Raw genomic sequence first — 23,773 nt, forward strand, 5'->3', positions numbered from 1 at the left:
TGAACACAAGCGGCGACGGCCGCAGCCGTCGCCCGGATCATGCCTTAAAAGTTTTGCGTGTATTGCACACTCAAAATGTCCACGCTTTCGTTGTAGCTGCCGATCAGATTGCCGGCGCCTGCCGCGCTTCCATCTTTGGAAATCTTGGGGTCGCTCAGGAACAGGTGCGCGTAGGCAAAATCAATCGCCGATGAACTGCCGGGCTTGTACTGCCCACCCAGCGTCACCCAGGTGCGGTCATTACCAGGAATGCGGGCGGTACGGTTGGCATTGTTGGTCGGGGTCTGGTCATATGCCGCACCGACCCGGACTGTCCATTGCTCGTTGTAGTGATGGTTCGCACCCGCCGAGAAACGCCAGGTGTCGTCCCAACTTTCATTGACCGTAGTCAGATTGGCACCCGAGGCGCGGTCCACCTTCAGCTCCTTGAACACGCTCCAGTTGGTGCGCGTCGCATCCGCCATCACATCCCAGCGCTCGTTCAGTTGGTGGAAACCGCTGATCGAATATGACTCGGGCATGGTGATATCCAGCCTGACCCTGCCATTGGGCAGGGCAGCCGCCAAAGGCGCCGGAACATTGGCAAAACTGACGTTGCCGTTGAGGGTGTAATCAATCTGCGAACGGTACTGCACGCCAACCCGGGTCTGCGGGGTAAATTCAAACAGCGCACCGAGGTTATAGCCCCAGGCCGAATCATTGCCGGTAACGGTGGTCAGCCCCTCCTTGCCCGGACCTCCAATCGCACCCAGTAAAGGTGCTCCGCCAGCAGCGAACGCCGCTGCGCTGTAGTTGGTCATGCTGGTCAATTTGCCTTTGATATGTTGGTAATCAAGGCCCAGGCCGAGGGTCAACTGGTCATTCACCTGGTACGCCAGCGAAGGATTGATGTTGACGGTTTCGATTTTCGACTTGACCGCCTGGAAGCGCCCGATCCAGTCGGCGTTGTATTTGGTCTGCAAACCGAACGGGGCATTGACGCCGATGCCGACATGCAGCGCATCGTTGATCTGGGTGGTGGCATAGGCATTCGGCACCAGCGCCCAATTGCCGATGTCGCCGCCGTTGCCGCCCGGAGTTTGCAGGGCCGCACCGGTGGAACCGCCATCCTTGAACTTGGAACTCGGCTTGATCGCGTGCGCCGCAACCGCCACCTGGCTGCCCTTGATACGCGACATGCCGGCGGGGTTGAAGAACACGGTGCTGGCATCTTCCGCCCCGGCTGCACCGCCGGCGAAGGCATTCCCCATGCCGCTGGCACTTTGTTCGATCAGGGCGAAGCCGGAAGCCCCCGCCTGCCCTGCCATCACCAGCAAGGCGCCGGCCACTGCCACACTCATCACAGATTTTTTCAACGTCATGATCGCTTCTCCCTTGTCATTAAAAAAAACACCCAAAAACTCACCCCCATTGAAAGGTCGGATTAAAGCCCGACCCACAAAACCCACCGCCGCTCCCTGTGGGTCGGGTTTTAACCCGACAGGGGTTTGCATTCATCGTGTCCTGTCGGACTGAAGTCCGACCCACAACGCGCCCTTCTAGCCTTCCGTTTGCGGCAAGGCGCGCGGCTTGCGATCCTCGCCCACGGCGACGTAGGTCAGGGTCGCCTCGGTCACCTTGACGCATTCCGGTTTTGCCGGATTGCGTTGCACAAACACCTCCACCGCCACCGTCACCGAAGTGTGCCCGGTCTTGATGATCGCGGTGTAGAAACTCACGATATCCCCGACGAAAATCGGTTGCTTGAAAACAAAGGAATTCACCGCAACCGTCACCACGCGCCCCCGGGCATATTGCACGGCGGGAATACTGCCGGCGATGTCCACCTGGCCCATCAGCCAGCCGCCAAAAATATCTCCCGTGTAATTGGCATCCGACGGCATCGCCGCGACCCGAATCGTCGGCTCGCGCGCGGGTAAAGTATCCGTGTCCGGCATGATTTAATGTCCCGCGTACAAGGTGCTTATTTCACTGCTGAATTTTTCCACCACCTTGTTGCGCTTCAGGCTCAACTTCGGGGTGAGCATGCCGTTGTCGATGGTCCACGGCTCGGTCAGCAACAACACCCGGTTGACTTTGGCATAGCCCGGGAAGTCTTTTATATTGCGCGCGATGCGGCGCAACACCTTGGCTTCGACGTTGCTGTCGGTCAGCGATTCAGGCATCTCCGGCGGCACCCCCACCTTGGCGGCAACCGCTTTCCAGACATCCGGATTGAGCACGGCCAGCGCCACCAGATAGGGCTTGCCTTCGCCGTAAATCATCACCTGATCGATCAGCGGATCATGCTGCACGATAGCCGCTTCCAGATCGGCGGGCGGCAACTTTTCCCCGTTCGCCAGCACGATGATCTCCTTCAGCCGTCCGGTGATATAGACGTGCCCGGTATCTGAAATGCGCGCGATATCGCCGGTATTGAGCCAGCCGTCCGCGTCGATCATGGCGCGGGTCGCTTCCGGATTGTTCCAGTAACCCATCATCACGTTCGGCCCTTTGATCAGCAGTGCATTCTGCGCGCCCAGCTTGACCTGCACGTTGCGGATCGGCTGCCCCACGCTGTCCGGAAAATTGTGGTGGAGTTTGTTGACGGTGGCGATGGGGCTGGTTTCGGTCAGTCCGTACCCTTGCATCACCGGCAGGCCGAGGCCGATCATCATCTGTGAAATCTCGGGCTGTAGGGCCGCGCCGCCGGAAACGGCGGCGCGCAGACGCCCGCCAAAGCGCGCCAGAATCTTCTGCGCAACCAGATGCTGCAAAACCGGCCACAACAGGAAGGAAGGATGCCAACCGCCGCGCCCCTGTGCCTTCAGGAAACGCAACCAACCCGTGCGCACCGCCAGATCAAACAGCTTGTGCTTGAGCGGCGACCCTTCGTCGAGTTTGGTCTGAATCGCCGCATACACCCGTTCGTAGATGCGCGGCACCGAGACCAGAATGGTCGGGCGGATGGTCAACAAATCTTCCGACAGCAGCGGAATGGAACGCGCATAGGCCACGGTCGCGCCGGTCGTCACCTGCAGGTAATAGCCAACGGTGCGCTCGAAGGTGTGCGAGAGCGGCAAGAAAGACAGCATCAGGTCGGTTGGATACACCACGAAGGCTTCGAGCGCATCGTAGGCATTGCTCAACATGTTGTGGTGGCTCAGCATCACGCCCTTGGGCTTGCCGGTGGTGCCGGAGGTATAGATGATGCTCGCCAGCGAGTCGATGTCACAGGGTACCGGGGGTTGCAGCGTCACGCTCCCCGGCAGATAACGTGCCGCCGAAGTCAGGCGTTCATCGTCCCCCGCCACTTCATTCAGTGCGACGAAACGCTGCACACACGCCATTTTATCGCGCACGGCACGCAACTCCTGCCATTGCTCCGCGGTTTCGAACAGCACCACTTTGGCTTGAGCATCGTTGACGATGTAGGCGATGTTCTCGGCGCGGTCCACGGTATAGAGCGGAACGGTGACCAGGCCCAGCGACATTGCCGCCTGGTCGAACATCACCCATTGCGGGCAGTTGCGCAGCATCAGGGCCACGCGCTCGCCCTTGGGCAGATTCTCTTTCGCCAGCGCTGCCTGCCAGCGCGCCACTTCCGCCGCCATCTGCCGCCAGGTGAACGAGACCCATGCATTTTTGAGAGCGTCGAAATGCCGGTAAGCCTCGGCATCCGGCGTGCGTTTCACCCGTTCCAGAAAGAGCCCATGCAGGGTGCCGGCCTGTTGCGGCGTGATTACGTTATCGTCATGGTCGTTCATGTTCTGGCCTCCCCGGTTAATCAAGAAACAGATCCTTGAATGGCGGCGTGCCCGGATCAACGGCATAAGGCGAAAAATCGGTCACTCCCGTCTCGCGCAACACCGATTCATCGACGAAACACTGTCCGCTGCAGGTGCTGCTATCGCGCATCAGAATCGTGTGTGCGGCATCGGCGACGATGGCCGGCTTGCGCGAAGCGCGCAGGATCTCCGGCGGAAAATTGAACTCGATGGCGGCGGTGGCGATGGTGGTGCGCGGCCACAGGCAATTGAAGGCGATGCCGGCGGCGGCGAATTCGTGTGCCATGCCCAGGGTACACAGCGTCATGCCGTACTTGGACAGCGTGTAGGCGACATGCGGCGAGAACCATTTCGGGTCGAGATTGGGCGGCGGCGAAAGCGTCAGCACATGCGGATTCACCGCATTCTCTAAATACGGGATGCAGGCTTGCGATGCCAGGAAGGTGGCGCGCATGTTGACGTCCCACATCAGGTCGAGTCGTTTTGCGCTCGTTTCCAGCGTGGGGGTGAGGCTGATCGCACTGGCGTTGTTGACCAGCACATCGATGCCGCCAAACTGTTCCGCCGCCTGCCGCACCGCTGCCGCGATGGCGTTCTCATCGCGCACATCGAGCTGGATTGCCAGCGCCTGCCCGCCCGCCGCGATGACTTCCTCGGCCACGGTATGGAGGGTGCCGGGCAGCTTCGGGTGCGGCGTCACGGTTTTGCCGGTGACGACAACCTTCGCCCCGTCGCGCGCGCAGCGCAAGGCGATTTCGCGCCCGATGCCGCGCGTGGCCCCGGTGATGAAGACGGTTTTACCTTTCAAGTTGGACATTCCTCACGCTCCTGTGGGCCGCGTTTCAACCCGACACGCTTTGTCGGACTGAAGTCAGACACGCAATCCGATATACCAACTTCAATCACCCCCCCGCCCGCAACTGTTCCGGCGCGAAATCGTCCACCATGATGACCTTGCGCCGCAGCGCGTAATCGCGTTGCAGTTGCAGTGCCTGCTCGGCGGTGATGAGATTCTTGTCGCGCGCCTCGGCGATGCGTGCCAATTCGTCCAGGGCAGACAACTTTCCGGCCTTGGCCTCCTCTGCCAGTTTGGCTTGCAGCGGCTCGGTCACCAGCGTGCTCGCCAGCGCCGCTTCCAGCGCACCGATCGCATCTTCCTCATCGCGCTTGATGAACATGCCCGCCGTCAAACGGTCGCGCGCTGCGCCCGGTTGCAGCATCAGCGCGGCGACCCGGTGCCCCAGCGCATCGGAAGGCGGCTTGCTCCATTGTCCGAGCGGAAAGACGATGACGCGCAACAACAGCGCAAAGAAACGGTTGGGGAAATTCTGCATCACGCCGTCGAACGCGGTTTGCAGGCGGAACAGGTTGTCCTGCAAGGCCCAGTGCAGTAGCACTTCGTCTTCCTGCGGCCGGCCGTCGTCCTCGAATTTTTTCAACACCGCCGAACACAGGTAGAGCTGGCTCAATACGTCCCCGAGGCGGGCGGAAAGTTTTTCGCGCCGCTTCAGCGCACCGCCCAGCGACAGCATGGCGATGTCTGCGGCAAAGGCAAACGAGGCCGCATAGCGCGTCAGCACCTGGTAATAACGGTGCGTCGGCGCGCCGGTCGGTACCCGGATCAGGCGTCCGCCGGAGAGCGCGTACAACAATGAACGCACGGCGTTGCTCAAACTGAAACTGATGTGGCCAAAAAAAGCCGCATCAAAATTCACCGAGGCGCGCGCCGCATTCTGGTCGTGCGCGGCCTGCATCTCTTTCAGTACGTAAGGGTGGGCGCGCACCGCGCCCTGGCCAAAGATGATCAGGCTGCGGGTGAGGATGTTCGCGCCCTCCACCGTGATGCCGATCGGGGTCTGCTGGTACATGCGCGCCAGATAATTATCCGGCCCCATGCAGATGCCCTTGCCGCCGTGCACGTCCATCGCGTCGTTGATCACCTGGCGGCCGCGCTCGGTGCAGTGGTACTTGGCAATGGCAGAAATCACCGACGGCTTCTCGCCCAGATCGACCGCCAGCGCGGTCATCCGGCGCGTCGCGTCCATCACATACGTATTGCCGCCGATGCGCGCCAGCGCCTCTTCCACCCCCTCGAACTTGCCCACCGGCACATGGAACTGCTTGCGCACGCGGCCGTAGGCGCCGCAGCTGCGCACCGCCAGCTTGGCACCGCCGACGGCGCTGGCCGGCAGCGAGATCGAGCGTCCCACCGACAGGCAGTCCATCAGCATGCGCCAACCCTGGCCGATGCGCGTCATGCCGCCGATGATGTATTCCATCGGAACGAACACCGCGTTGCCGCTGGTTGGGCCATTCTGGAAGGCGGAGTTGAGCGGAAAGTGGCGGCGGCCGACCTGAACGCCGGGCGTGTTGGTCGGGATCAGCGCCAGCGTAATGCCGAGTTCGGTTTCCGCCCCCAGCAGATGATCCGGGTCATACAACTTGAAGGCCAGACCGAGCAGCGTCGCCACCGGGGCCAGCGTGATGTAACGCTTTTCCCAGGTCACGCGCATGCCCAGCACATCCTGCTGGCCGTTGAATTCGCCCTTGCACACGATGCCGTAATCGGGGATCGCGCCCGCATCCGAGCCGGCGAAGGGACCGGTCAACGCGAAGCACGGAACTTCCAGACCCTGCGCCAGACGACGCAGATACTGGTCTTTTTGCGCCTGCGTGCCGTATTTCAACAACAGTTCCGCCGGTCCGAGCGAGTTCGGCACCATCACCGTCACGCCGGCAGTACCGCTGCGCGAGGACACCTTGGCCACCACCGCCGAATGCGCCTGCGCGGAGAATTCCAGGCCGCCGTATTCCTTCGGAATGATCATGCCGAAGAATCCCTTGTCCTTGATGAACTGCCACGCCTCGGGCGACAGATCAGCGCGTTTGTGCGTGATCTCCCAGTCGTCCAGCATGGCGCACAACTGTTCGACCTCGTTGTCCAGAAAGGATTGTTCCGCCACGCTCAAGCCGGTCTTCGGCATCGCCAACAAGCGGCTCCAGCGCGGACGACCGCTGAACAGCTCGCCGTCCCACCACACGGTTCCGGCGTCCAGCGCCTCCTGTTCGGTCTGCGAAATCCCGGGAAGTATCCGGCGGAAGAGCTTGAGGATGAAATTGCTGACCAGCGGGCGGCGCAACTGTGGAACGCCCAGCATCAGCACAAAGATGACCAAGGCAATACAGACCGTTTCCAGGGCGTTGTCGGAGATGCGACTCTGTACCGCCACCACAGGCACAATCACCGAAATGGCGATTAACCAACTCCAAATTGATGCCCTAAAAAATGCGAGGAACAAGAAGACTGTCAGTACCACCGTAATCAATATGAGCATTTTTTAACCTCTTGTTATCTCCTGTGGATGGCACAAACTGTAACGCCAGATGACGATACTGGCAACGACAATCTACAGAAATGTCAGTCCAAAATGCTGAATTGGGTTTAAAAATTGAATGGCAATTTCCAATGATTGCAGGTCAGGGAGGAACGATGCGATAGCATCCGAGCTTTTTGACCAGTCAGTCGAAATTGCATCGATGACCTATACCTACCTCATTCATTGGCCATTCGATGAGTCTGAACAAAGATGAGTCCGAAGGGCCGCACTGGTTGTGCCCTCTTCGCAGTATGAACTGCTTCTGAAGCGATTGCATATTCCCAACAGGGAATGAGTCAGGCTCAGTCAAGAAGAATCAGCGACATGTCGATTACCTGAAAATGACGAGGCGGAAGATATTCAACTCCGGCCGTTTTCATCCAGCAACCCTGTGCCGACCACAGCAACCCACAACCCCATCCATGCACCGCCAATCATCCAGCCTGCCATCACATCACTCGGGTAATGCACGCCCAGCGCGATGCGTGAGATGCCGGTCAGTAGCGCCAAACCTGACGCGATGGCATAGAGCATCCAGCGTGCGGATCGCGAGTGTATAAAACGTGTCAGGATGAGCGCCAACAGCAGATAGAACAGGGTGCTGTTCAGCGCATGGCCGCTGGGAAAACTGGCGGTACTCACTGAATCCAGATGCGCGACCAAGTGCGGTCGCGGCCGCCCGATCCAGTACTTGAGCGCGTTTGACAGCACGATTCCGCTGGACAAAACTCCGGCCACAAACAAGGCGCTGCGCCAACGATGCAGCAGGACCAACCCCATCATTCCACACCCGGCCAGCACCAGACGGGGGACTGTATTCCCCAGCCAGCTCAAGCCGTGCCAGAATGAGCCCGCCCATTCCGGACCCGCGAGTCGGCCTGTTTCGCCGCTGACGCGAAACCACAACAGCAGATGCTCGTCGAATCCGGGCTGGCCGTATCGCGTCAAGGCGAAGCCGCAGGCGATAACCGCGATCAACACCGCCAATAGCAGGCTCTCGACGCCCTTCATCTGCGATCTATTACGGGTTTCCATGATTGTGTTTGATGCGCGCACCCGCACACACTAAACGGTCTTTAATCTGAACGGCAAGAAAGCGATGCAAATATTCTTGCAGGCCTGCGGGAGCGGCATTGACTTTTCGCAGGGCTGAACCACACAATGCGCGCGCGAATCTCATTTAAGGAGTTGGTCATGAATCTCCGCTATGCGTCTTCGGTTTTTCTGCTCGTGTTCGGCCTCATCCCTCCCGCCAATGCGATCAGCAACAACTCCTGGTCCAACATCAGCGACGCGACACTCGGGATTACCGTTGTCGGCGCCTTGGGCATACCCACGATTCGGGGCGACTGGCAGGGCTTGGGGCAGGCAGCGCTCAGCGATGTCGTGGCCAGTGGCGCTTCGCAACTGCTCAAGGCCACCATCCACGAGCAACGCCCGGATCACAGCGATGACAAGAGTTTCCCGTCGGGCCATGCCACCTTGGCATTTGCCTCGGCCACCACGCTGAACCGTCGTTACGGCTGGGAGATTGGTTTCCCGGCTTACGGATTTGCAGCGCTGACCGGCATCGCCCGGGTTGCCGCAAGGAAGCACCACTGGTGGGACGTCGGTGCCGGCGCTGCGCTCGGTAGCGCAAGCGGCTGGTATTTCACCGATGCCCTCAACGACAAAGTGCAACTGACCCCTTGGGTGGAAGGTAGAAGCGGTGGAATGCTAATCAGCGGGGCTTGGTAAAGTCCCGTTTTAATCTTTCGAAATTCACCATTTTGTGCCGGATACGGGCGCCCGAATTAACCCCCCTCACCTAAAAGCGAGGAGGGTGATAGGTCCTTTAGGGGGGCGTTAAACTAATCGGCAGCAACAACCAACTCACCCGCTATAAATTCAGCCGTTATGCTATTTGCCATCGCCATGAATGAGGTGCGGCCTAGCCACGTTGATGTGCAGAGCCTCGTTTCTTCCTGGCTACAACTTCGTCGCCACCCAGCCTGAAACGGACGCCAACGCACCCGCCAAATTCTCCGGCTGCGTGCCGCCGGCTTGCGCCATGTCAGGTCGCCCGCCGCCCTTGCCGCCGACCTGCTGTGCCACGAAATTGACGAGTTCGCCGGCCTTCACCTTCGCTGTCGTATCCGCTGTCACGCCGGCGATGAGCGACACCTTGCCGTCCTGCACCGAGGCCAGCACGATCGCGGCAGACTTGAGCTTGTCCTTGAGCTTATCCATGGTCTCGCGCAGGATCGCCACGTCCGCGCCGTCGAGCTTCGCGGCCAGCACCTTCACGCCGTTGATGTCCTGCGCCTGATTAACGAGTTCGTCGCCCTGAGCCGACGCAAGTTTCGACTTCAACGCGGCGATTTCCTTCTCCAGCGACTTCACGTTATCCATGATCTGCGTCACACGTCCGGCGGCTTCCTGCGGCTGTGCCTTCACAACATCGGCCACTTGTTGCAGTTGTTCTTCCTGCTGCTGCACCAGCGCCAGCGCCCCCTCGCCGGTCACCGCCTCGACGCGGCGCACGCCGGCCGCCACGCCGCTCTCGGCCACGATCTTGAACAGGCCGATGTCGCCAGTGCGCTGCACATGCGTGCCGCCGCACAGTTCGCGCGATGAACCGATGTCGATCACGCGTACTTCGTCGCCATATTTTTCGCCAAACAGCATCATCGCGCCGGTTTTTTGCGCGGACTCGATGTCCATCACGCGCGCCCGGCACTCTGCGTTGGCGAGTATCTCGCTATTCACGATGGCTTCCACCTTGCGGATCTCTGCATCGGTCATCGGCTGCGTGTGCACGAAGTCGAAACGCGTCTTGTCGGCATCCACTTGCGAACCCTTTTGGTGGACGTGCTCGCCCAGTGTCTGGCGCAATGCCTTGTGCATCAGGTGGGTGGCGGAGTGATTGCGCATGGTGCGGCTGCGGGAAGCGACATCCACCCGGGCCGTGACGCCATTTCCCGCCGTCAGCTTGCCGGTCTTCACCACGCCGTGATGGCCAAACACCGCGGCCTGAATCTTCTGCGTGTCTTCCACCGCGAAGATCGCTTGCGCGCTGCGCAACTCGCCGCTGTCGCCCACCTGGCCGCCGGACTCGGCGTAGAACGGAGTGTCGTCCAGCACCACCACGCCTAGATCGCCCTCGACCAGTTCGTTCACCTCCGCGCCATCCTTATACAGCGCAAGGATGTTGCCCTTGTGTTCCAGCGCATCGTAGCCGTGGAAGGTAGTCGCCGGGCCGGAATATTCGAGGTTCGCGGCCATCTTGAACTTGCCGGCGGCACGCGCCTGTTCCTTCTGCCGCGCCATCGCCGCGTTGAACGCGGCATCGTCCACGGTCACGCCGCGCTCGCGGCAGATGTCGGCAGTAAGGTCCAGCGGGAAGCCGTAGGTATCGTGCAGCTTGAACGCAGTCTCGCCGTTGAAAACTTTAACGCCCGCCTTTTCCATCTCGACCAGTTCGGCGTCGAGGATGGCCATGCCGTTCTCGATCGTGGCGAAGAAGCGCTCTTCTTCCAGCTTGAGGATGCCCTTCACTCGCGCCTGTTCGGCGACCAGTTCGGGATAGGCCGCGCCCATTTGGTCCACCAGATCGGGCACCATCTTGTAGAAGAACGCCTCGCGCGCACCCAGCTTGTAACCGTGGCGAATGGCGCGACGGATGATGCGGCGCAGCACGTAGCCGCGCCCTTCGTTGCCGGGGATCACGCCGTCGGCGATCAGAAAGGAACAGGCGCGGATGTGGTCGGCCAGCACCTTCAGCGAGGGCGAATCCAGATCGGTGCAATGGGTCTCTCGCGCTGCGGCCTTGATCAGCGCCTGGAACAGGTCAATCTCGTAGTTGGCATGCACGCCCTGCAACACCGCCGAGATGCGCTCCAGCCCCATGCCGGTGTCCACCGACGGCTTGGGCAGCGGATGCATCACCCCCGCTTCGTCGCGGTTGTACTGCATGAACACGTTGTTACAGATCTCGATGTAACGGTCGCCGTCTTCTTCCGGGGTGCCGGGCAAGCCGCCGGGAATGTGTGCGCCGTGGTCGTAGAAAATCTCGGTACAGGGGCCGCAGGGGCCGGTGTCGCCCATCATCCAGAAGTTGTCGGAAGCGTAGCGCGCCCCCTTGTTGTCGCCGATGCGGATCACGCGGGCAGCTTCGAGGCCGATCTCCTTGGTCCAGATGTCGTATGCCTCGTCGTCCTCGGCATACACGGTAACGTAGAGCTTTTCCTTCGGCAGCTTGAACACTTCGGTCAGCAGCTCCCAGGCGTATTGGATCGCATCGCGCTTGAAGTAATCGCCGAAGCTGAAGTTGCCAAGCATCTCGAAGAAGGTGTGGTGGCGCGCGGTGTAGCCGACGTTCTCCAAGTCGTTGTGCTTGCCGCCGGCGCGCACGCATTTCTGGCTGGAAGTGGCGCGGGTATAGGGGCGCTTGTCGAAGCCGAGGAACACGTCCTTGAACTGGTTCATGCCCGCGTTGGTGAATAGCAGCGTCGGGTCTTCATGCGGCACCAGCGAACTGGAGGGAACCACGGTATGCCCCTTGGAGGCGAAATAGTCGAGGAACTTCTGGCGGATTTCACTGCTTTTCATCTGGTCACCGATCGGCGCGAACGTTCAATAAACACGCCGCCCCGGGGCGGCATCTCGGCGCGAATCATACCATCTGGCATGCGGTTGAGGCGCGGCGTATCAGTCTTCGCCGACCTTGCTGGCAGCGACAGACCTGAATACTTTGAGCACCGTATCGATGGAAAAACCGCGTGATTGCAGAAAACGCATCTGGCGAGCTTTTTCCTTGGCATCCTGCGGCAAAACACCGAACTTCCTCTGCCACACCTCGCGCGCCGCTTCCAATTCCGACTCTTTTAATGCAGGCAACGCCGCCTCGATCAAGTCCTCGGTTATTCCGCGTTGCCGCAATTCGTGCGCGATGCGTTGTGTACCGAAGCGGCCGCGTTTGGCGTGTACCCACTGCGTGGTGGCGCGCGCATCGGACAGCCAGCCGCACGCGGTCAGATCATCCAGCAACCCATCCAGCCCGGACAACCCGGAGGAATCCGTTGGCAGTTCGAATTCATCCGCTTTTTGCACATACGGCAACAGCTTTGTGCGCAACTCCGCGCGGCTGTATTCGCGGCGCGCCAGGCATTGCAGGGCGCGGGCGCGCAAACTTGATTCAGGCTTTTTCCTCAACGGCTTTGCCTGCTTTTGCAGCGGCTTTTTCGCCCGCTTTTTCCGCAACTTTGGCGGGGGCTTTTGCCACGGGTTCAAGTAAAGCCACGCCGACCGCCTCGCGCACCTTGTTTTCGATCTCGCGCGCGATCTCCGGATGCTCGCGCAGATACTCGCGCGCGTTGTCCTTGCCCTGACCGATCTTCTCGCCCTTGTACGCGTACCAGGCACCGGACTTTTCCACCAGTTTGTGCTGCACGCCCAAGTCGATAATTTCGCCTTCGCGCGAAATGCCTTCGCCGTACAGGATGTCGAACAGCGCTTCGCGGAACGGCGGGGCAACCTTGTTTTTCACGATCTTGACGCGGGTTTCGTTGCCGATCACTTCATCGCTCTTCTTGATCGCACCGATGCGGCGGATGTCGAGACGCACCGAGGCGTAGAACTTGAGCGCGTTGCCGCCGGTGGTGGTCTCCGGGTTGCCGAACATCACGCCAATCTTCATGCGGATCTGGTTGATGAAAATGACCATGGTCTTGGAACGATTGATATTGGCCGTCAGCTTGCGCAGGGCCTGCGACATCAGGCGCGCATGCAGCCCCATCTGCGCATCGCCCATCTCGCCTTCGATCTCGGCCTTGGGGGTCAGTGCGGCGACAGAGTCCACCACCACGACATCCACCGAACCGGAACGCACCAGCATATCGACGATCTCCAGCGCCTGTTCGCCGTTGTCAGGTTGCGAGATCAGCAGGTCTTCCACGCGCACGCCCAGCTTTTGCGCATACTGCGGATCGAGCGCGTGTTCCGCGTCGATGAAGGCCGCAGTGCCGCCCAGTTTCTGCATCTCGGCGATGACTTGCAGCGTGAGTGTGGTCTTGCCGGAGGATTCCGGGCCGTAGATCTCGATCACGCGGCCGCGCGGCAACCCGCCGACACCCAGCGCGATGTCCAGCCCCAGCGAACCGGTGGATACGACCTCGACATCCTTGATTGCCTCACCCTCGGCCAGGCGCATGATGGAGCCCTTGCCAAACTGCTTTTCGATCTGGCTCAATGCCGCCGCGAGCGCCTTGCTTTTGTTTTCGTCCATGTTGAACCCCTTTCAATAAATCGATGGCGGATTGTGGCACAGCCATTCGCCGTTGTACAGAACGTTCGTTCTTGATTATTTTTCAGGCGGCGGAAGCGGTCTGTTGCAGCAACTCCAGCACGCCTTGCAGGGCGATGTGCACCGCCTGCGCGCGCACTTCGGCACGGTTTCCCTGCAATTGATGCACACGGGCAAAGGTCGCGCCATGCTCGATTCCCCAGGCGAACCAGACCGTTCCCACCGGCTTGTCCGGCGTACCGCCATCCGGCCCGGCGATGCCGCTCACCGCCAGCCCCACCTGCGCCCCGCTCTGCTCGAGCGCACCGGCCACCATAGCGCGCACAACAGCTTCCGACACTGCGCCATGCGCAATCAGCGTGGCTTCCGCCACCCCCAGCATTTGCTGCTTGGATAGATTGGAATAGGTAATAAAACCGCGTTCGAACCAGGCCGAACTCCCGGCAATCGCGGTGATGGCCTGCGCCACCCCGCCGCCGGTACACGATTCCGCCGTTGCCAGCAGCAGCCCGTGCGCCTTGAGTGCACCGCCAACTTGAGCCGCAAGAATATCCATCGATCAATCACCAAATTCACCAAGCGGGAATTATACGTGGCACTTCAACTGCGCACCCTGCATTTGATGAAGCGCATGAGGCTCCCCAGCACAGGCAGTTTTTCATACAACTCTTCGGCTGCATCCCAATAATCGCGGTGATAGACCACCTTGCCCGCCGCGCTGAACCGCACATGGGATGCGCCATGGATTTCATGCGATTTTTGATGGCCGCGCAGACAGAACTGAAAATCCCACACGATGAACGCATCGGCCTCCTGCAAGAGGAACTGCCTGATGATGAAGCGTGGAGCATCCACCTGCCTGAACATGTGTTCGAAGATGTGCATGATGTTGGCTTGCCCACGCACCTCATTGAAGGGGTCTTTGAAATAGGCATCCGCCTCGTATAACTTTGCGATCTCTTGCACACTTTGCGGCGACACGTGTTCAAAGAAGTGCAGCACATTATCCAGCGCAGCTCGATGCGTCATAGCCCAGTCACCTTGTGGATCAGCCAAAAATACAGTCGGTACGGCAAGAGGCGCAACACGCGCAGCCCATTGGTAAAGCGGCGCGGAAAATGAATGTGGAAGGCACCGCGCTCGATGCCAAGCAATATCTCATGCGCTGCTGTTTCTGCGGAGATTAGAGCCGGCATGGAAAAATCGTTGTTGGCAGTCAAAGTGGTGGCGACAAAACCGGGATTGATGAGATACACCCCGATGCCGCGCGGGCGCAGATCAAGATAGAGTGACTCGCACAGGTTGATCAGTGCCGCTTTGGTCGGGCCGTAGATCAAGGCTTGCGGCAAGCCGCTCAAGCCTGCGACCGATGCAACGATTCCAATAGCGCCATAACCCTGCGCGAGCAGGGTCGGCAATACGGCATCCAGACAACTCAATGTCCCATTCAGATTCGTTTCGACCAATTGTCTGGCAGCGCTCAAATCAAAGTCATCCGCGCGCATCTTTTGATAGGTGCCGGCGACGACCAGCACCAGATCGATGCCGCCCCAGTTGGCCAAAATCTCATCACGCGCCCGCAACGCCGCCCCTGCCCGGGTGATGTCGAATGGCAAAACCAGCGCGCTCGCTTCATCCGCGGCAAGCAACTGCAACGCCTCGGCGTTACGCGCGGACAGTGCCAACCTGGCCCCACGCCCACGCAACTCACGCGCCAAGGCGGCCCCGATGCCGCTGGATGCACCGATGAGCCACACACGTTGGCCGTGCCAGTCTTTTATTTTAGGGTTCATGGCCGCTTGCGGAACGACAAGGTGACCTCGCCCAGCTTGAAGCCGAACTTGCTCATCACCGCGCGATTCAGCATCACAGTGTCGTCCATCAGGATCATCCAGTCGTCGAAATTGACGTTATAGACTTTTCCATCCACCGGCAACGCCAGGACATAATTCCAGTTCAGCGCATTGCCGGATACGATGCCGACCGCCTCACCCACCACATCCGGCGCAGTGCCGATGTACTGTCCGTTCGGCTGCTTCTTCAGTGTCCACACCCGTTTTTGTTGGGTGCCATCGGAATAGCGGAAATCTTCATCCAGCGTGCCCACATCCCCCTGCCAACTGCAGCGGATGACTACGTTGAAACGTTTGACGATTTCGCCTTTTCGATTCTGGAACATCCCCCACGCATCCACCGTGCCCTTGAAATACTGCTGCATATCCAGCACCGGCTTCTCTTTGGCATACTGCGCCATATCGGTTGTTTTACAGGCGGACAACATCAGCGCCCCCAGTAGCAATGCCACGAAATTTCGCCATTTCATTTTGGTTCTCCCTCACCGTTAGATTCCATTCAAAGGCGCACGCCACAGCACATACGCGGCGCACAATTTCAGCAGGCAAGGCAGTAGCGCATACGCCACCGCCAATGCATGCAAACCGACTGCGTCGGTCGTTCCGTTTTGATAACCCAGCCACTGCAGAAGCGGGAGCGAGATCCCCGCCGCCAGGGCAAGATTCAATTTGGTCGCCCAGTTCCACAATCCGAAGTACGCCCCCTCGTGTTGACCGACATGCCTGGCATGCCCGATGACTGCGGCAAGTAACGCGGGCGGCAAGGCAAGATCGGCGCCCAGCGCTGCGCCGGACAAGAGGCAGATGGCGGCGAAACCGGTGATGTCGCCCGCGCCCAAAAGATAAGCCCAAACGAAACTGGCGATGGCGAGCCCCATCGCGAAAAGCCAGGCGTGTTTTTCGCCTTTTCGTTTTGCGATCGCCACCCACAGCGGCATGGCCAGCGCGGCGGCCAAAAAATACAGGATCAAAAATCCGCCTGCGTAGGGCGCAAGTTGCAGGCGATCCTGAGCAAAGAATACGAACAGGGTGGCAGGGATGGCGGCGGCGATGCCGTTCAACATGAATACCGCGAACAACCAGCGAAAATGGACATTTCGCAGCGGGCGCAGCAAGCCTGCCCACCCGACAACCGGGTTGCCGATGAAAGCGGCACGCGGGGCACGATGCAGCAAAAAGTAGGCGCTGATCAGCAAAGACGCCACAAAGAACACGGACAGGAAACTGATCGAGGTGAACGTAGGCAAAGCGGCCGCGATGATGACGCCGAGCAAGGCGCAGACCTCGCGCACTGCGGTGAGTGAAGTTCGTTGTTCGCGCGCCTGGGTCAGTGCGGCACCCCAGCTTTGGTAGGCGATACTGGCCAGGCTAAAGCCCAGATAGACCACGATAAGGCTGGCAAGAAACCAGGTCATCGCCCGCAGACCGAACAGCGCCGGCGGGTGGAACAAGGCGATGAACCCCAGCGCGAGCAAGGGCAGCGCCAGCAGAATGCCGTGTGCGTAGTCACGTTTCCGGCTATCCAACCACACCCCGATGAGCGGATCAATAAAGGCATCCAGCACCCGTGCAACGAGCAGAATCGCGCCGATCATCGCCAGCGAAAGACCGGTCTGACTCGCGTAGTACTGCGGCACATAGACATAGATGGGCAAAGCCACCAAAGCGAGCGGCAGGCCGAACACGCCGTAGTGCCACAATGCGCTTCGGCTCAAGGCAATCATGAAGCCTGCCCCAACAATTGCCTGCGCAAGCGCGGCGCGCTGGTTCGCTCATCCAGCCAGATCGAAAAGAACGCGCGCGCAAAATCAGCATCGTTGATCGCTTTGAGCAACACGCCATCACGGTAGAAGCGCACGCCCTGCCCTGCCTGATACACGCCGCTCAAACGGGTGCCAGCCTGCACATCTGGAAATACCTGCCGCATCAGGCTCAACCAGGCGCCGTGCTGCGCGGGCGATCCCAAATTGAGTTTTCGGATCTCGTCGATGCTGGATGCGGCGATCTTTTCACCTTGCAGCGCCCGCGCATACACCAGTTCCAGCACAAAGCTTCCATCCAGCAACGCCTCCGCCGCAACGTCTTGCTCCCGCCACAGGTAAGCCTCATACAGCTTGATGCCGAACCAGCGATAGCTTCCCTGACCGGCCAGATGCGCTTGAGCAAGTTCATCCTTTACATTCAAGCCGTCCGCGCGCGCCGAACCGATGCACAGCATCAACAAGGCGACCGCGATGGCAAGCGCTCTCATGCTTTTTCCAGCGTGAAATGCATGACATTGGTGCTGCCCGCGCGGAAGGCGGCTTCGCAGTAACACAAATAGAATTCCCAGGTCAGCACGAAGCGTTCATCGAAACCTTGTGCACGTACTTCCGGCAACTGTTTGTAGAATGCGGTGCGCCATTCCGCCAGGGTGCGCGCGTAATCCAGGCCAAAGGCAAACTCATCCACCACCCGCAATCCTTGCCGCGCCGCCTGTTCCCGGAACACCCCGGGTGACGGCAACATGCCCCCCGGAAAGATGTATTGCTGGATGAAATCGGTGCTGCTGCGGTAGCGCTCAAACAGCGCGTCGGCGATGACGATGGTCTGGATGCAGGCGCGGCCGCCCAGTTTCAAATTGCGCGCGACACACTCGAAATAGTTTGGCCAGTAGGCTTCGCCCACCGCCTCGAACATTTCAATGGAGGCGATGGCATCGTATTTCCCGTGGCAATCGCGGTAGTCCAGCAGTTTGAGCTCGGTCTGGTTGGACAATCCCGCCGCGTCCATGCGTCGTTGCGCGTAGGCCAGCTGCTCGGTGGACAGCGTCAATCCGGTGATACGCACGCCAGCCTCTTGCGCCGCCACTTCGGCAAAGCCACCCCAGCCGCATCCGATCTCCAACACCCTGTCGCCCCGTTGCAAGCGCAGTTGTTGCACGATGCGGCGATACTTGGCGAGTTGTCCGGCCTGCAGATCGTCCGTATTGCCGTGATCGAACAGGGCGCTGGAATAGGTCATCGACGGATCCAGCCACAGCCGATAGAAATCGTTGCCGATGTCATAGTGGGCATGGATATTCTTGCGGCTGCCACTGCGGCTGTTGCGATGGAAGAGATGACGGAGCCGGTACAGCAGGTTGCCCCACCATTTGCCATAGATGAGGGTTTCGATTTGTTCCCGATTCTTGATGAACAGCTCGATCAATCCCGTCAGATTGTCCGTCGTCCAGCCGTTGGCAAGATAGGTCTCGGCAAAGCCGATGTCGCCGTACTTCATCACCGCATCGAACAGCGACCAATCGCGCAGATGCAAGGTGACGGGATAGGAGTCATCGCCAAAATGCGCCGACTGTCCATCCGGCAATTGGAGATGCAAGGCGCCGTGTTTGAGTTGGTCCAGCAGCTTCAGAATGAAGCAGGCGCGAGATGGATAGCCCTGCGTATTGAGGGCGTGCGAGGCCCGTTGGGAAGCCGGCAGGTTGGCAGTCAGGGTTTGCGTGTTCATTTGCTCAACTCCTCAATGGGGGGCGCGGGTTTGCGATAGAAAGGCACACGTTTGATCCACAGTTTCAGTGCCTGCCAATGGATGCGGGCGATAACCATGAAGGTCATCAAGGGGTAACGCAGCAGCGCCCGCACGATGTTGGCATCCGTCAAAGGCCGTGAACTGCCGCTGATATTGGTGAGCAGCAAGGCGCCCGCAGCGGTGTGATAGTCGATGCGTGCCAAAGTGTCCTCATGCGCGGCACGCTGATTTTTGATGAACTGGAAGCGATAGCGACCTTCCACCGCGCAGAAGGGGGATACATGAAAGATTTTTTTCGCACTCAATTCGGTCGCATTGGCGATCGGCCCGCCCTCATCCAGCAAGTAGCAATGGCGCTCGCCGAAGGTGTTGCTGACTTCGCACAGAATGGCGCGCAGTTCGCCGTCGCGGCGATGGCAAAACCAGAACGACACGGGATTGAACACATAGCCCAGCACGCGCGGGAATGTCTGCAACCACACTTCGCCATCGGCATCGTGGATACCTTGTGCCTTGAGCACGCCTTCTATCCAGGCCAACAAGGGTTGCTCGCCGTCGCCGTGATCTTTGTCGTAATGCGACAGCAGATTGAAGCGGTTGCGCGAAAACAGTTTCGACTGGGCCGGACGGGCTTCCAGCTCGCGCAACGGCAGGCGCAAAAAATAAACGCCGTAGTTGAAGCGGTTGCGCACGGGGCTCAAGCGGGTATGGTGGACGTTGCCGAAGCACAGTTGCGCGCTAGACATGGCATGCTCCCAATGCCGCAATGGCGCGCGCCACGGCCAGGCCGGATTTCAATCCATCTTCATGGAAACCATAGCCCGTCCACGCGCCGGCGAACCAGGTGTTGCGCTCGCCTTGAATCTCATGCAGCCTGTCTTGCGCGGCAATCGCGGCCGCATCGAAAACCGGATGCGCATAGTCAAAACTTGAGATCACCTTGGAAGGATCGGGTGGATCGATCGGATTCAACGAGACAATGACGGATTCTTTGAACGGCAACGGCTGCAACTTGTTGATGAGGTAATGCACGCACACTTGCGGCTCCGCGCCCCCTCTGCTCTGGTAGTTCCAGGCCGACCAGGTCTTGGGGTTCTCGGGCAAGCAGCTGGCGTCGGTATGGAGCACCGCCAGATTGGGTTGATAGCCGATAGCAGACAACAGGCCACGCTCTTCTTCCGAAGTATCTTTCAACAGATTCAGCGATTGATCGCTATGTCCTGCCATCACCACGTGGTCGAAACATTCTTTGCCGGCATCGCTTTCCACCAAGACTTGACGTTTCACCAATTGATTGATGCGTGTCACGCCCTGCACGCGACAGTTCAAGCGCTTGTCCGGGATGGCGGCGAGCATCTTGTCCACATAGTGTCGAGCCCCGCCCTTCACCGTATGCCACTGCGGCCGGTCATTCACCTGCAACAGGCCGTGGTTGTGGCAAAAGCGTACAAAAGTCAATAGCGGGAAAGCCAGCATCTGCCGGGTTGGGCATGACCAGATGCAACCTGCCATCGGCAGCAGATACCAGTCACGAAACTCGGCACTGTAGTGATGTGTGCTCAAGTAATCGCCCAACGACTGCGCATGATCTTTATGCCGGGGATTCAACGCCAGCAGCGTGGCCGCTTTATTGAAGCGCAGAATGTCTCGCAGCATGCGGATGAAGCGCGGGTTGAACAGATTGCGACGCTGCGCGAACACGGTATCCAGGTTGCCGCCCGACCATTCCAGCGTTCTCCCGGCCAAAGGCAACTTGACCGAGAACGACATCTCCGTCGCCACAGTGTCAACATTCAATTCCTGGAACAACTGGACCAGGTTGGGATAGGTCTTGTGGTTGAAAACCAGAAAGCCGGTATCCACGCCATAGCGCAACCCTTCCAAGCTCACATCGAAGGTATGCGTATGCCCGCCAAAGTAGCTTTCCGCCTCAAACAGGGTCACGGCATGACCCGCCTGTCCTAGACGGTAGGCCGCCGCCAGGCCGGAAATACCCGAGCCAATAACGGCGATTTGCAGGCTTGAAGTGCGATCTACCATCACAATGTCCTAGACAAATTAAATTTTATGGTGCGAGAATAGAGCAATTATGCTTTAATTGTCAAACTTGTCTAGGACAGATAATGAAAACGACTGATCAGTTTTTCGACATTGCCAGCGTAGAGCGCGAAACCGGCATCGGCAAAGACACCCTTCGGGTGTGGGAAAAACGCTACGGATTTCCCGTTCCTGTTCGCGCCGAACGCGACGAACGCCTCTATCCGCATGCTCAAGTCGAGCAGCTAAGGTTAATAAAACGTTTGCTAGGCAATGGCTTGCGCCCTTCCAAGGTGGTCGGGCTGGCTGCCAGCGAGTTGGATGCGCTCCTTGCCGAATCGAAGCCAGACAGGGCGGATCAGCCCGCCCACATCGTTCACTTGATAGAACTCGTCAAAGCCCACCAGGGCCCCGCGCTGCGCACCGCGTTGAACCGCACGTTGCTGCAACAAGGACTTGATGATTTTTTGTCCAAGACAATCGATCCGCTCAACCAATTGGTCGGGGAATCCTGGATGCGCGGCGAGATCCGCATCTTTGAAGAACATCTGTATAGCGAGCAGATCACCCATGTGTTACGCAACGCCATCTCGACACTGCGCGATCCCGATGCGTCACCGCGCGTGCTCCTCACCACCCTTCCCGGCGAAGAACATGCGCTGGGCCTGATGATGGCCGAAGCCACCTTAAGTCTTTACGGCGCGGGTTGTGTGAATTTGGGCGTGCAGACCCCCATCCGGGAAATCGTTTCAGCCGCGAGCGCACATCGTTCCGATATCGTGGTGCTTTCTTTCACTGAAGCGGTTTCCGCCGCCCAGGTTAAAACCGGCCTGCAGCAGGCGCGCGCAGCGCTTCCCGCCCCCATCGCTTTGTGGGCGGGCGGATCAGGCGTGTTAAAACAGCCACCTGCCATTGAGGGAGTGATGCTGATGGGGCCACTGTCCGACCTGCGCGATGCGCTGGCAAAGTGGCGCACCGCATCCGTATCGCCCATCAGCCTTGATGAAGGAAGCGGCGATGCGTAAAGGCAAGTGGTGTTTTGGCCTGTTTTGGCTATTGCCCGCCCTGGCACTGGCCCAGCCGCCGGCCACGGTTGCGCAGGTCGATCTGGATCGCTACGTCGGCAAGTGGTACGAGATCGCCAGCATTCCCCAGTACTTTCAACGCCAGTGCGTGCGCGATGTCACGGCTGAATATGCGCTCAAGCACGGTGCACTCTCGGTCATCAACCGTTGCGCCACGGCATCCGGCGAGATTTCCGAGGCACAAGGCCAGGCACGCATCGTGGATACCCAAAGCAATGCCAAGCTGGAAGTGACCTTTGTCAATCTGTTTGGATGGCGTTATCTATTCGGCGGCGATTACTGGATCATCGATCTTGCACCTGATTATCGCTATGCCGTGGTCGGCCACCCCGGTCGAGAATACGCATGGGTGCTGGCCAGAACCCCGCAAATCAGCGCACAAGACCTGACTGCAATCGCGAACCGTCTGCAATCCAATGGCTACGACACATGCAGCCTGCTGACCACGACACAAACCCCGATCCTTACCGCGAGAACACCTTTGTGCAAAGCGGTGAATGGCCCATGAAACCGTCTGCCGCCATGCCAAACACGCCGTTGCCGCAGAATATCGGCATTCTTATCGCGGATAGCGGTGTCTACACGCGCTCCTTGCTGGTTGAGCGCATCGCCCGGATCGCGGGCTGTACTTTACATGCCCACGAGACCCTGGATTCGCTGGCAACCGCACCACTCCCAAGCGCGACGGGGATTGTGCTGCTGAATCATCACACGACGAACGCGCCACCTTCTGCGCTCCTGGACCGCTTGAAGCAGGAACGGCCCTCGCTGCATCTGATCGTCATCGTCAGTCCCGGCGTACAGAAAAAGGCGTTCGAACCCTTGCGGCAAAGCGGGAAAGTGGATGCGCTGATTGAAAAACCTATCGATCCGGATGCGCTTGCCAAACATATTGAAGAGGAACTGCACAGACAGCGTGATTCGCGCCAGCTCAATGCGGAGCACCTGGACCTGCTGCGCTTCTTCCCCACCGGCGGGCTGCGCCGTATCTTCAAGCAACCCGAACCGGGCCGGGCCGAGCTGTTTGACATGACGGTCATGTTCACCGACATCCGCAATTCGTCACGCCATATCGAACAAAGCTCGGCCCAAGACTATTTTGCGCGGCTGAATCGCACCCTCGGAGAACAAGCCCGGCTCATCCGTATGCATGACGGCATGGTGGTGAAAACAACCGGAGATGGGTTGCTGGCGGTGTTCGAAGGCGCGGCACGCTGCCATTTGGCATTGAAGTGTGCACATGCGATACAGGCCCTGCCCCGCATTGACGAAGTTGAAGTTGGCATCGGCATCAGCGACGGCCTGATTCTGACCGGACTCCTGGGCACGTATGAGCATGTGCATTTCGATGTGGTTGGCGCCCATGTGCATCTGGCTGCGCGCCTGTGCGCCCTCGCGCAAGGCCGGGAAATCCTGGCAACCCAAGAGGTGGCGAACCGTGCACGCTTTGATTTTTTAGCCGCCCCTGTCGCCGAAACCATTTCCGTGCGCGGTTTCAAGACACCTGTCGCCTGTGCCCACATTCATCCGAAAAAAAAGGAGCTACCTTGAACACACAATTTTCAGATGCCCAACTCAGTCACATCCTGGATCAGTCATTGATCTATCAATGTGCCTGCCCGGCACAAGTGGCAAAACACATCATCGGTCTGCGCGACCTTTTCGCTTACCAACAAGCTTGCCTCAATCAAACCGACACCGATGTCGCGGTCCATCAGCGCATCGCATCCGATGCAGAACGCGCGCATGCGGTACTCGAAGCGTGTTTGCATGAGATTCTGCTGCTGGAAAAATGGGACATGCAAACCCTGACGATGCCTGCCAGCCTGCAAAAAACCCCCCGTACACTCTAACCAACTCA

General features: G+C 59.3%; 23 protein-coding genes. 5 read left to right on the forward strand and 18 right to left on the reverse strand.

Annotation, left to right across the window (positions count from 1 at the left end):
• Positions 1-44 precede the first annotated feature (44 nt).
• The 6 genes from ACKTSJ_RS03890 to ACKTSJ_RS03915 all read right to left on the reverse strand — a co-directional run bounded on the left by ACKTSJ_RS03890 (position 45) and on the right by ACKTSJ_RS03915 (position 8,179).
• Positions 45-1,361 carry an OmpP1/FadL family transporter gene (locus ACKTSJ_RS03890; protein ID WP_407897586.1) on the reverse strand — a complete coding sequence of 439 codons (1,317 nt, stop codon included), beginning with the start codon at positions 1,359-1,361 and terminating at the stop codon, positions 45-47.
• Between the two features lie 177 nt (positions 1,362-1,538).
• Positions 1,539-1,937 carry an acyl-CoA thioesterase gene (locus ACKTSJ_RS03895; protein WP_407897588.1) on the reverse strand — a complete coding sequence of 133 codons (399 nt, stop codon included), beginning with the start codon at positions 1,935-1,937 and terminating at the stop codon, positions 1,539-1,541.
• 3 nt (positions 1,938-1,940) lie between these two features.
• Positions 1,941-3,746, reverse strand: coding sequence for an AMP-dependent synthetase/ligase (locus ACKTSJ_RS03900; RefSeq protein ID WP_407897590.1), 1,806 nt, complete (start codon positions 3,744-3,746; stop codon positions 1,941-1,943).
• Between the two features lie 16 nt (positions 3,747-3,762).
• On the reverse strand, positions 3,763-4,584 hold the full coding sequence (locus ACKTSJ_RS03905; protein WP_407897592.1) for an SDR family oxidoreductase: 822 nt from the start codon (positions 4,582-4,584) through the stop codon (positions 3,763-3,765).
• A gap of 85 nt (positions 4,585-4,669) precedes the next feature.
• A complete protein-coding gene (locus ACKTSJ_RS03910) occupies positions 4,670-7,102 on the reverse strand; it encodes an acyl-CoA dehydrogenase (RefSeq protein WP_407897594.1) in 2,433 nt (810 codons plus the stop codon).
• 402 nt (positions 7,103-7,504) lie between these two features.
• Positions 7,505-8,179, reverse strand: a complete 675-nt coding sequence (locus ACKTSJ_RS03915) for a phosphatase PAP2 family protein (protein ID WP_407897596.1) — start codon at positions 8,177-8,179, stop codon at positions 7,505-7,507.
• A gap of 159 nt (positions 8,180-8,338) precedes the next feature.
• On the opposite strand from ACKTSJ_RS03915, the gene ACKTSJ_RS03920 reads away from it, so the two are divergent.
• Complete coding sequence (locus ACKTSJ_RS03920; protein ID WP_407897598.1) at positions 8,339-8,881, forward strand: phosphatase PAP2 family protein; 543 nt, start codon at positions 8,339-8,341, stop codon at positions 8,879-8,881.
• A gap of 231 nt (positions 8,882-9,112) precedes the next feature.
• Here ACKTSJ_RS03920 and alaS read toward each other — a convergent pair whose 3' ends face one another.
• The 12 genes from alaS to ACKTSJ_RS03980 form a co-directional block, all read right to left on the reverse strand.
• Entirely contained in the window at positions 9,113-11,734 is a 2,622-nt protein-coding gene (gene alaS, locus ACKTSJ_RS03925) for an alanine--tRNA ligase (protein ID WP_407897600.1), read from the reverse strand.
• A gap of 99 nt (positions 11,735-11,833) precedes the next feature.
• On the reverse strand, positions 11,834-12,337 hold the full coding sequence (recX, locus tag ACKTSJ_RS03930) for a recombination regulator RecX (protein WP_407897602.1): 504 nt from the start codon (positions 12,335-12,337) through the stop codon (positions 11,834-11,836).
• Complete coding sequence (gene recA, locus ACKTSJ_RS03935; RefSeq protein ID WP_407897604.1) at positions 12,321-13,409, reverse strand: recombinase RecA; 1,089 nt, start codon at positions 13,407-13,409, stop codon at positions 12,321-12,323. Before recA ends, recX begins: the two co-directional genes overlap by 17 nt.
• 82 nt (positions 13,410-13,491) lie before the next feature.
• Positions 13,492-13,983 (reverse strand): CinA family protein, encoded by a 492-nt coding sequence (locus ACKTSJ_RS03940; protein ID WP_407897606.1) that lies wholly within the window; start codon positions 13,981-13,983, stop codon positions 13,492-13,494.
• 44 nt (positions 13,984-14,027) lie between these two features.
• The gene (locus tag ACKTSJ_RS03945; RefSeq protein WP_407897608.1) at positions 14,028-14,456 is read right to left on the reverse strand and encodes a nuclear transport factor 2 family protein; all 429 of its coding nucleotides are present in this window, start codon (positions 14,454-14,456) and stop codon (positions 14,028-14,030) included.
• Complete coding sequence (locus ACKTSJ_RS03950) at positions 14,453-15,220, reverse strand: SDR family NAD(P)-dependent oxidoreductase (RefSeq protein ID WP_407897610.1); 768 nt, start codon at positions 15,218-15,220, stop codon at positions 14,453-14,455. Before ACKTSJ_RS03950 ends, ACKTSJ_RS03945 begins: the two co-directional genes overlap by 4 nt.
• Positions 15,217-15,750 (reverse strand): DUF3833 domain-containing protein, encoded by a 534-nt coding sequence (locus ACKTSJ_RS03955; RefSeq protein WP_407897612.1) that lies wholly within the window; start codon positions 15,748-15,750, stop codon positions 15,217-15,219. The genes ACKTSJ_RS03950 and ACKTSJ_RS03955 overlap by 4 nt, the downstream gene beginning before the upstream one ends.
• A gap of 18 nt (positions 15,751-15,768) precedes the next feature.
• Positions 15,769-17,004 (reverse strand): MFS transporter, encoded by a 1,236-nt coding sequence (locus ACKTSJ_RS03960; RefSeq protein WP_407897614.1) that lies wholly within the window; start codon positions 17,002-17,004, stop codon positions 15,769-15,771.
• Complete coding sequence (locus ACKTSJ_RS03965) at positions 17,001-17,531, reverse strand: chalcone isomerase family protein (protein ID WP_407897616.1); 531 nt, start codon at positions 17,529-17,531, stop codon at positions 17,001-17,003. Before ACKTSJ_RS03965 ends, ACKTSJ_RS03960 begins: the two co-directional genes overlap by 4 nt.
• On the reverse strand, positions 17,528-18,769 hold the full coding sequence (locus ACKTSJ_RS03970; RefSeq protein ID WP_407897618.1) for a class I SAM-dependent methyltransferase: 1,242 nt from the start codon (positions 18,767-18,769) through the stop codon (positions 17,528-17,530). Before ACKTSJ_RS03970 ends, ACKTSJ_RS03965 begins: the two co-directional genes overlap by 4 nt.
• Positions 18,766-19,536: a DUF1365 domain-containing protein gene (locus tag ACKTSJ_RS03975; protein WP_407897620.1), complete on the reverse strand. Its 771-nt coding sequence runs from the start codon at positions 19,534-19,536 to the stop codon at positions 18,766-18,768. The genes ACKTSJ_RS03970 and ACKTSJ_RS03975 overlap by 4 nt, the downstream gene beginning before the upstream one ends.
• Positions 19,529-20,830: an NAD(P)/FAD-dependent oxidoreductase gene (locus tag ACKTSJ_RS03980; RefSeq protein ID WP_407897622.1), complete on the reverse strand. Its 1,302-nt coding sequence runs from the start codon at positions 20,828-20,830 to the stop codon at positions 19,529-19,531. The genes ACKTSJ_RS03975 and ACKTSJ_RS03980 overlap by 8 nt, the downstream gene beginning before the upstream one ends.
• Here ACKTSJ_RS03980 and ACKTSJ_RS03985 point away from each other — a divergent pair.
• Genes ACKTSJ_RS03985 through ACKTSJ_RS04000 form a run of 4 tightly spaced genes read left to right on the forward strand, consistent with a single transcriptional unit; the run spans position 20,812 to position 23,765 of the window.
• Positions 20,812-21,852: a MerR family transcriptional regulator gene (locus ACKTSJ_RS03985; protein ID WP_407897624.1), complete on the forward strand. Its 1,041-nt coding sequence runs from the start codon at positions 20,812-20,814 to the stop codon at positions 21,850-21,852. The two genes, ACKTSJ_RS03980 and ACKTSJ_RS03985, sit on opposite strands and share 19 nt — an antisense overlap.
• Complete coding sequence (locus tag ACKTSJ_RS03990; protein WP_407897625.1) at positions 21,845-22,420, forward strand: lipocalin family protein; 576 nt, start codon at positions 21,845-21,847, stop codon at positions 22,418-22,420. Before ACKTSJ_RS03985 ends, ACKTSJ_RS03990 begins: the two co-directional genes overlap by 8 nt.
• Positions 22,417-23,463 carry an adenylate/guanylate cyclase domain-containing protein gene (locus tag ACKTSJ_RS03995; RefSeq protein WP_407897626.1) on the forward strand — a complete coding sequence of 349 codons (1,047 nt, stop codon included), beginning with the start codon at positions 22,417-22,419 and terminating at the stop codon, positions 23,461-23,463. The genes ACKTSJ_RS03990 and ACKTSJ_RS03995 overlap by 4 nt, the downstream gene beginning before the upstream one ends.
• Positions 23,460-23,765, forward strand: coding sequence for a hypothetical protein (locus ACKTSJ_RS04000; protein WP_407897627.1), 306 nt, complete (start codon positions 23,460-23,462; stop codon positions 23,763-23,765). The genes ACKTSJ_RS03995 and ACKTSJ_RS04000 overlap by 4 nt, the downstream gene beginning before the upstream one ends.
• The last annotated feature ends 8 nt before the right edge of the window (positions 23,766-23,773 follow it).

Source organism: Ferrigenium sp. UT5 (genome assembly GCF_045866295.1).
GTDB lineage: Bacteria > Pseudomonadota > Gammaproteobacteria > Burkholderiales > Gallionellaceae > Sideroxyarcus.

Coding starts and splice junctions, on each gene's coding strand:
- ACKTSJ_RS03890 (WP_407897586.1), bottom strand. CDS start 1,361: ATGACGTTGAAAAAATCTGTGATGAGTGTGGCAGTGGCCGGCGCCTTG.
- ACKTSJ_RS03895 (WP_407897588.1), bottom strand. CDS start 1,937: ATGCCGGACACGGATACTTTACCCGCGCGCGAGCCGACGATTCGGGTC.
- ACKTSJ_RS03900 (WP_407897590.1), bottom strand. CDS start 3,746: ATGAACGACCATGACGATAACGTAATCACGCCGCAACAGGCCGGCACC.
- ACKTSJ_RS03905 (WP_407897592.1), bottom strand. CDS start 4,584: ATGTCCAACTTGAAAGGTAAAACCGTCTTCATCACCGGGGCCACGCGC.
- ACKTSJ_RS03910 (WP_407897594.1), bottom strand. CDS start 7,102: ATGCTCATATTGATTACGGTGGTACTGACAGTCTTCTTGTTCCTCGCA.
- ACKTSJ_RS03915 (WP_407897596.1), bottom strand. CDS start 8,179: ATGGAAACCCGTAATAGATCGCAGATGAAGGGCGTCGAGAGCCTGCTA.
- ACKTSJ_RS03920 (WP_407897598.1), top strand. CDS start 8,339: ATGAATCTCCGCTATGCGTCTTCGGTTTTTCTGCTCGTGTTCGGCCTC.
- alaS (WP_407897600.1), bottom strand. CDS start 11,734: ATGAAAAGCAGTGAAATCCGCCAGAAGTTCCTCGACTATTTCGCCTCC.
- recA (WP_407897604.1), bottom strand. CDS start 13,409: ATGGACGAAAACAAAAGCAAGGCGCTCGCGGCGGCATTGAGCCAGATC.
- ACKTSJ_RS03940 (WP_407897606.1), bottom strand. CDS start 13,983: ATGGATATTCTTGCGGCTCAAGTTGGCGGTGCACTCAAGGCGCACGGG.
- ACKTSJ_RS03945 (WP_407897608.1), bottom strand. CDS start 14,456: ATGACGCATCGAGCTGCGCTGGATAATGTGCTGCACTTCTTTGAACAC.
- ACKTSJ_RS03950 (WP_407897610.1), bottom strand. CDS start 15,220: ATGAACCCTAAAATAAAAGACTGGCACGGCCAACGTGTGTGGCTCATC.
- ACKTSJ_RS03955 (WP_407897612.1), bottom strand. CDS start 15,750: ATGAAATGGCGAAATTTCGTGGCATTGCTACTGGGGGCGCTGATGTTG.
- ACKTSJ_RS03960 (WP_407897614.1), bottom strand. CDS start 17,004: ATGATTGCCTTGAGCCGAAGCGCATTGTGGCACTACGGCGTGTTCGGC.
- ACKTSJ_RS03965 (WP_407897616.1), bottom strand. CDS start 17,531: ATGAGAGCGCTTGCCATCGCGGTCGCCTTGTTGATGCTGTGCATCGGT.
- ACKTSJ_RS03970 (WP_407897618.1), bottom strand. CDS start 18,769: ATGAACACGCAAACCCTGACTGCCAACCTGCCGGCTTCCCAACGGGCC.
- ACKTSJ_RS03975 (WP_407897620.1), bottom strand. CDS start 19,536: ATGTCTAGCGCGCAACTGTGCTTCGGCAACGTCCACCATACCCGCTTG.
- ACKTSJ_RS03980 (WP_407897622.1), bottom strand. CDS start 20,830: ATGGTAGATCGCACTTCAAGCCTGCAAATCGCCGTTATTGGCTCGGGT.
- ACKTSJ_RS03990 (WP_407897625.1), top strand. CDS start 21,845: ATGCGTAAAGGCAAGTGGTGTTTTGGCCTGTTTTGGCTATTGCCCGCC.
- ACKTSJ_RS03995 (WP_407897626.1), top strand. CDS start 22,417: ATGAAACCGTCTGCCGCCATGCCAAACACGCCGTTGCCGCAGAATATC.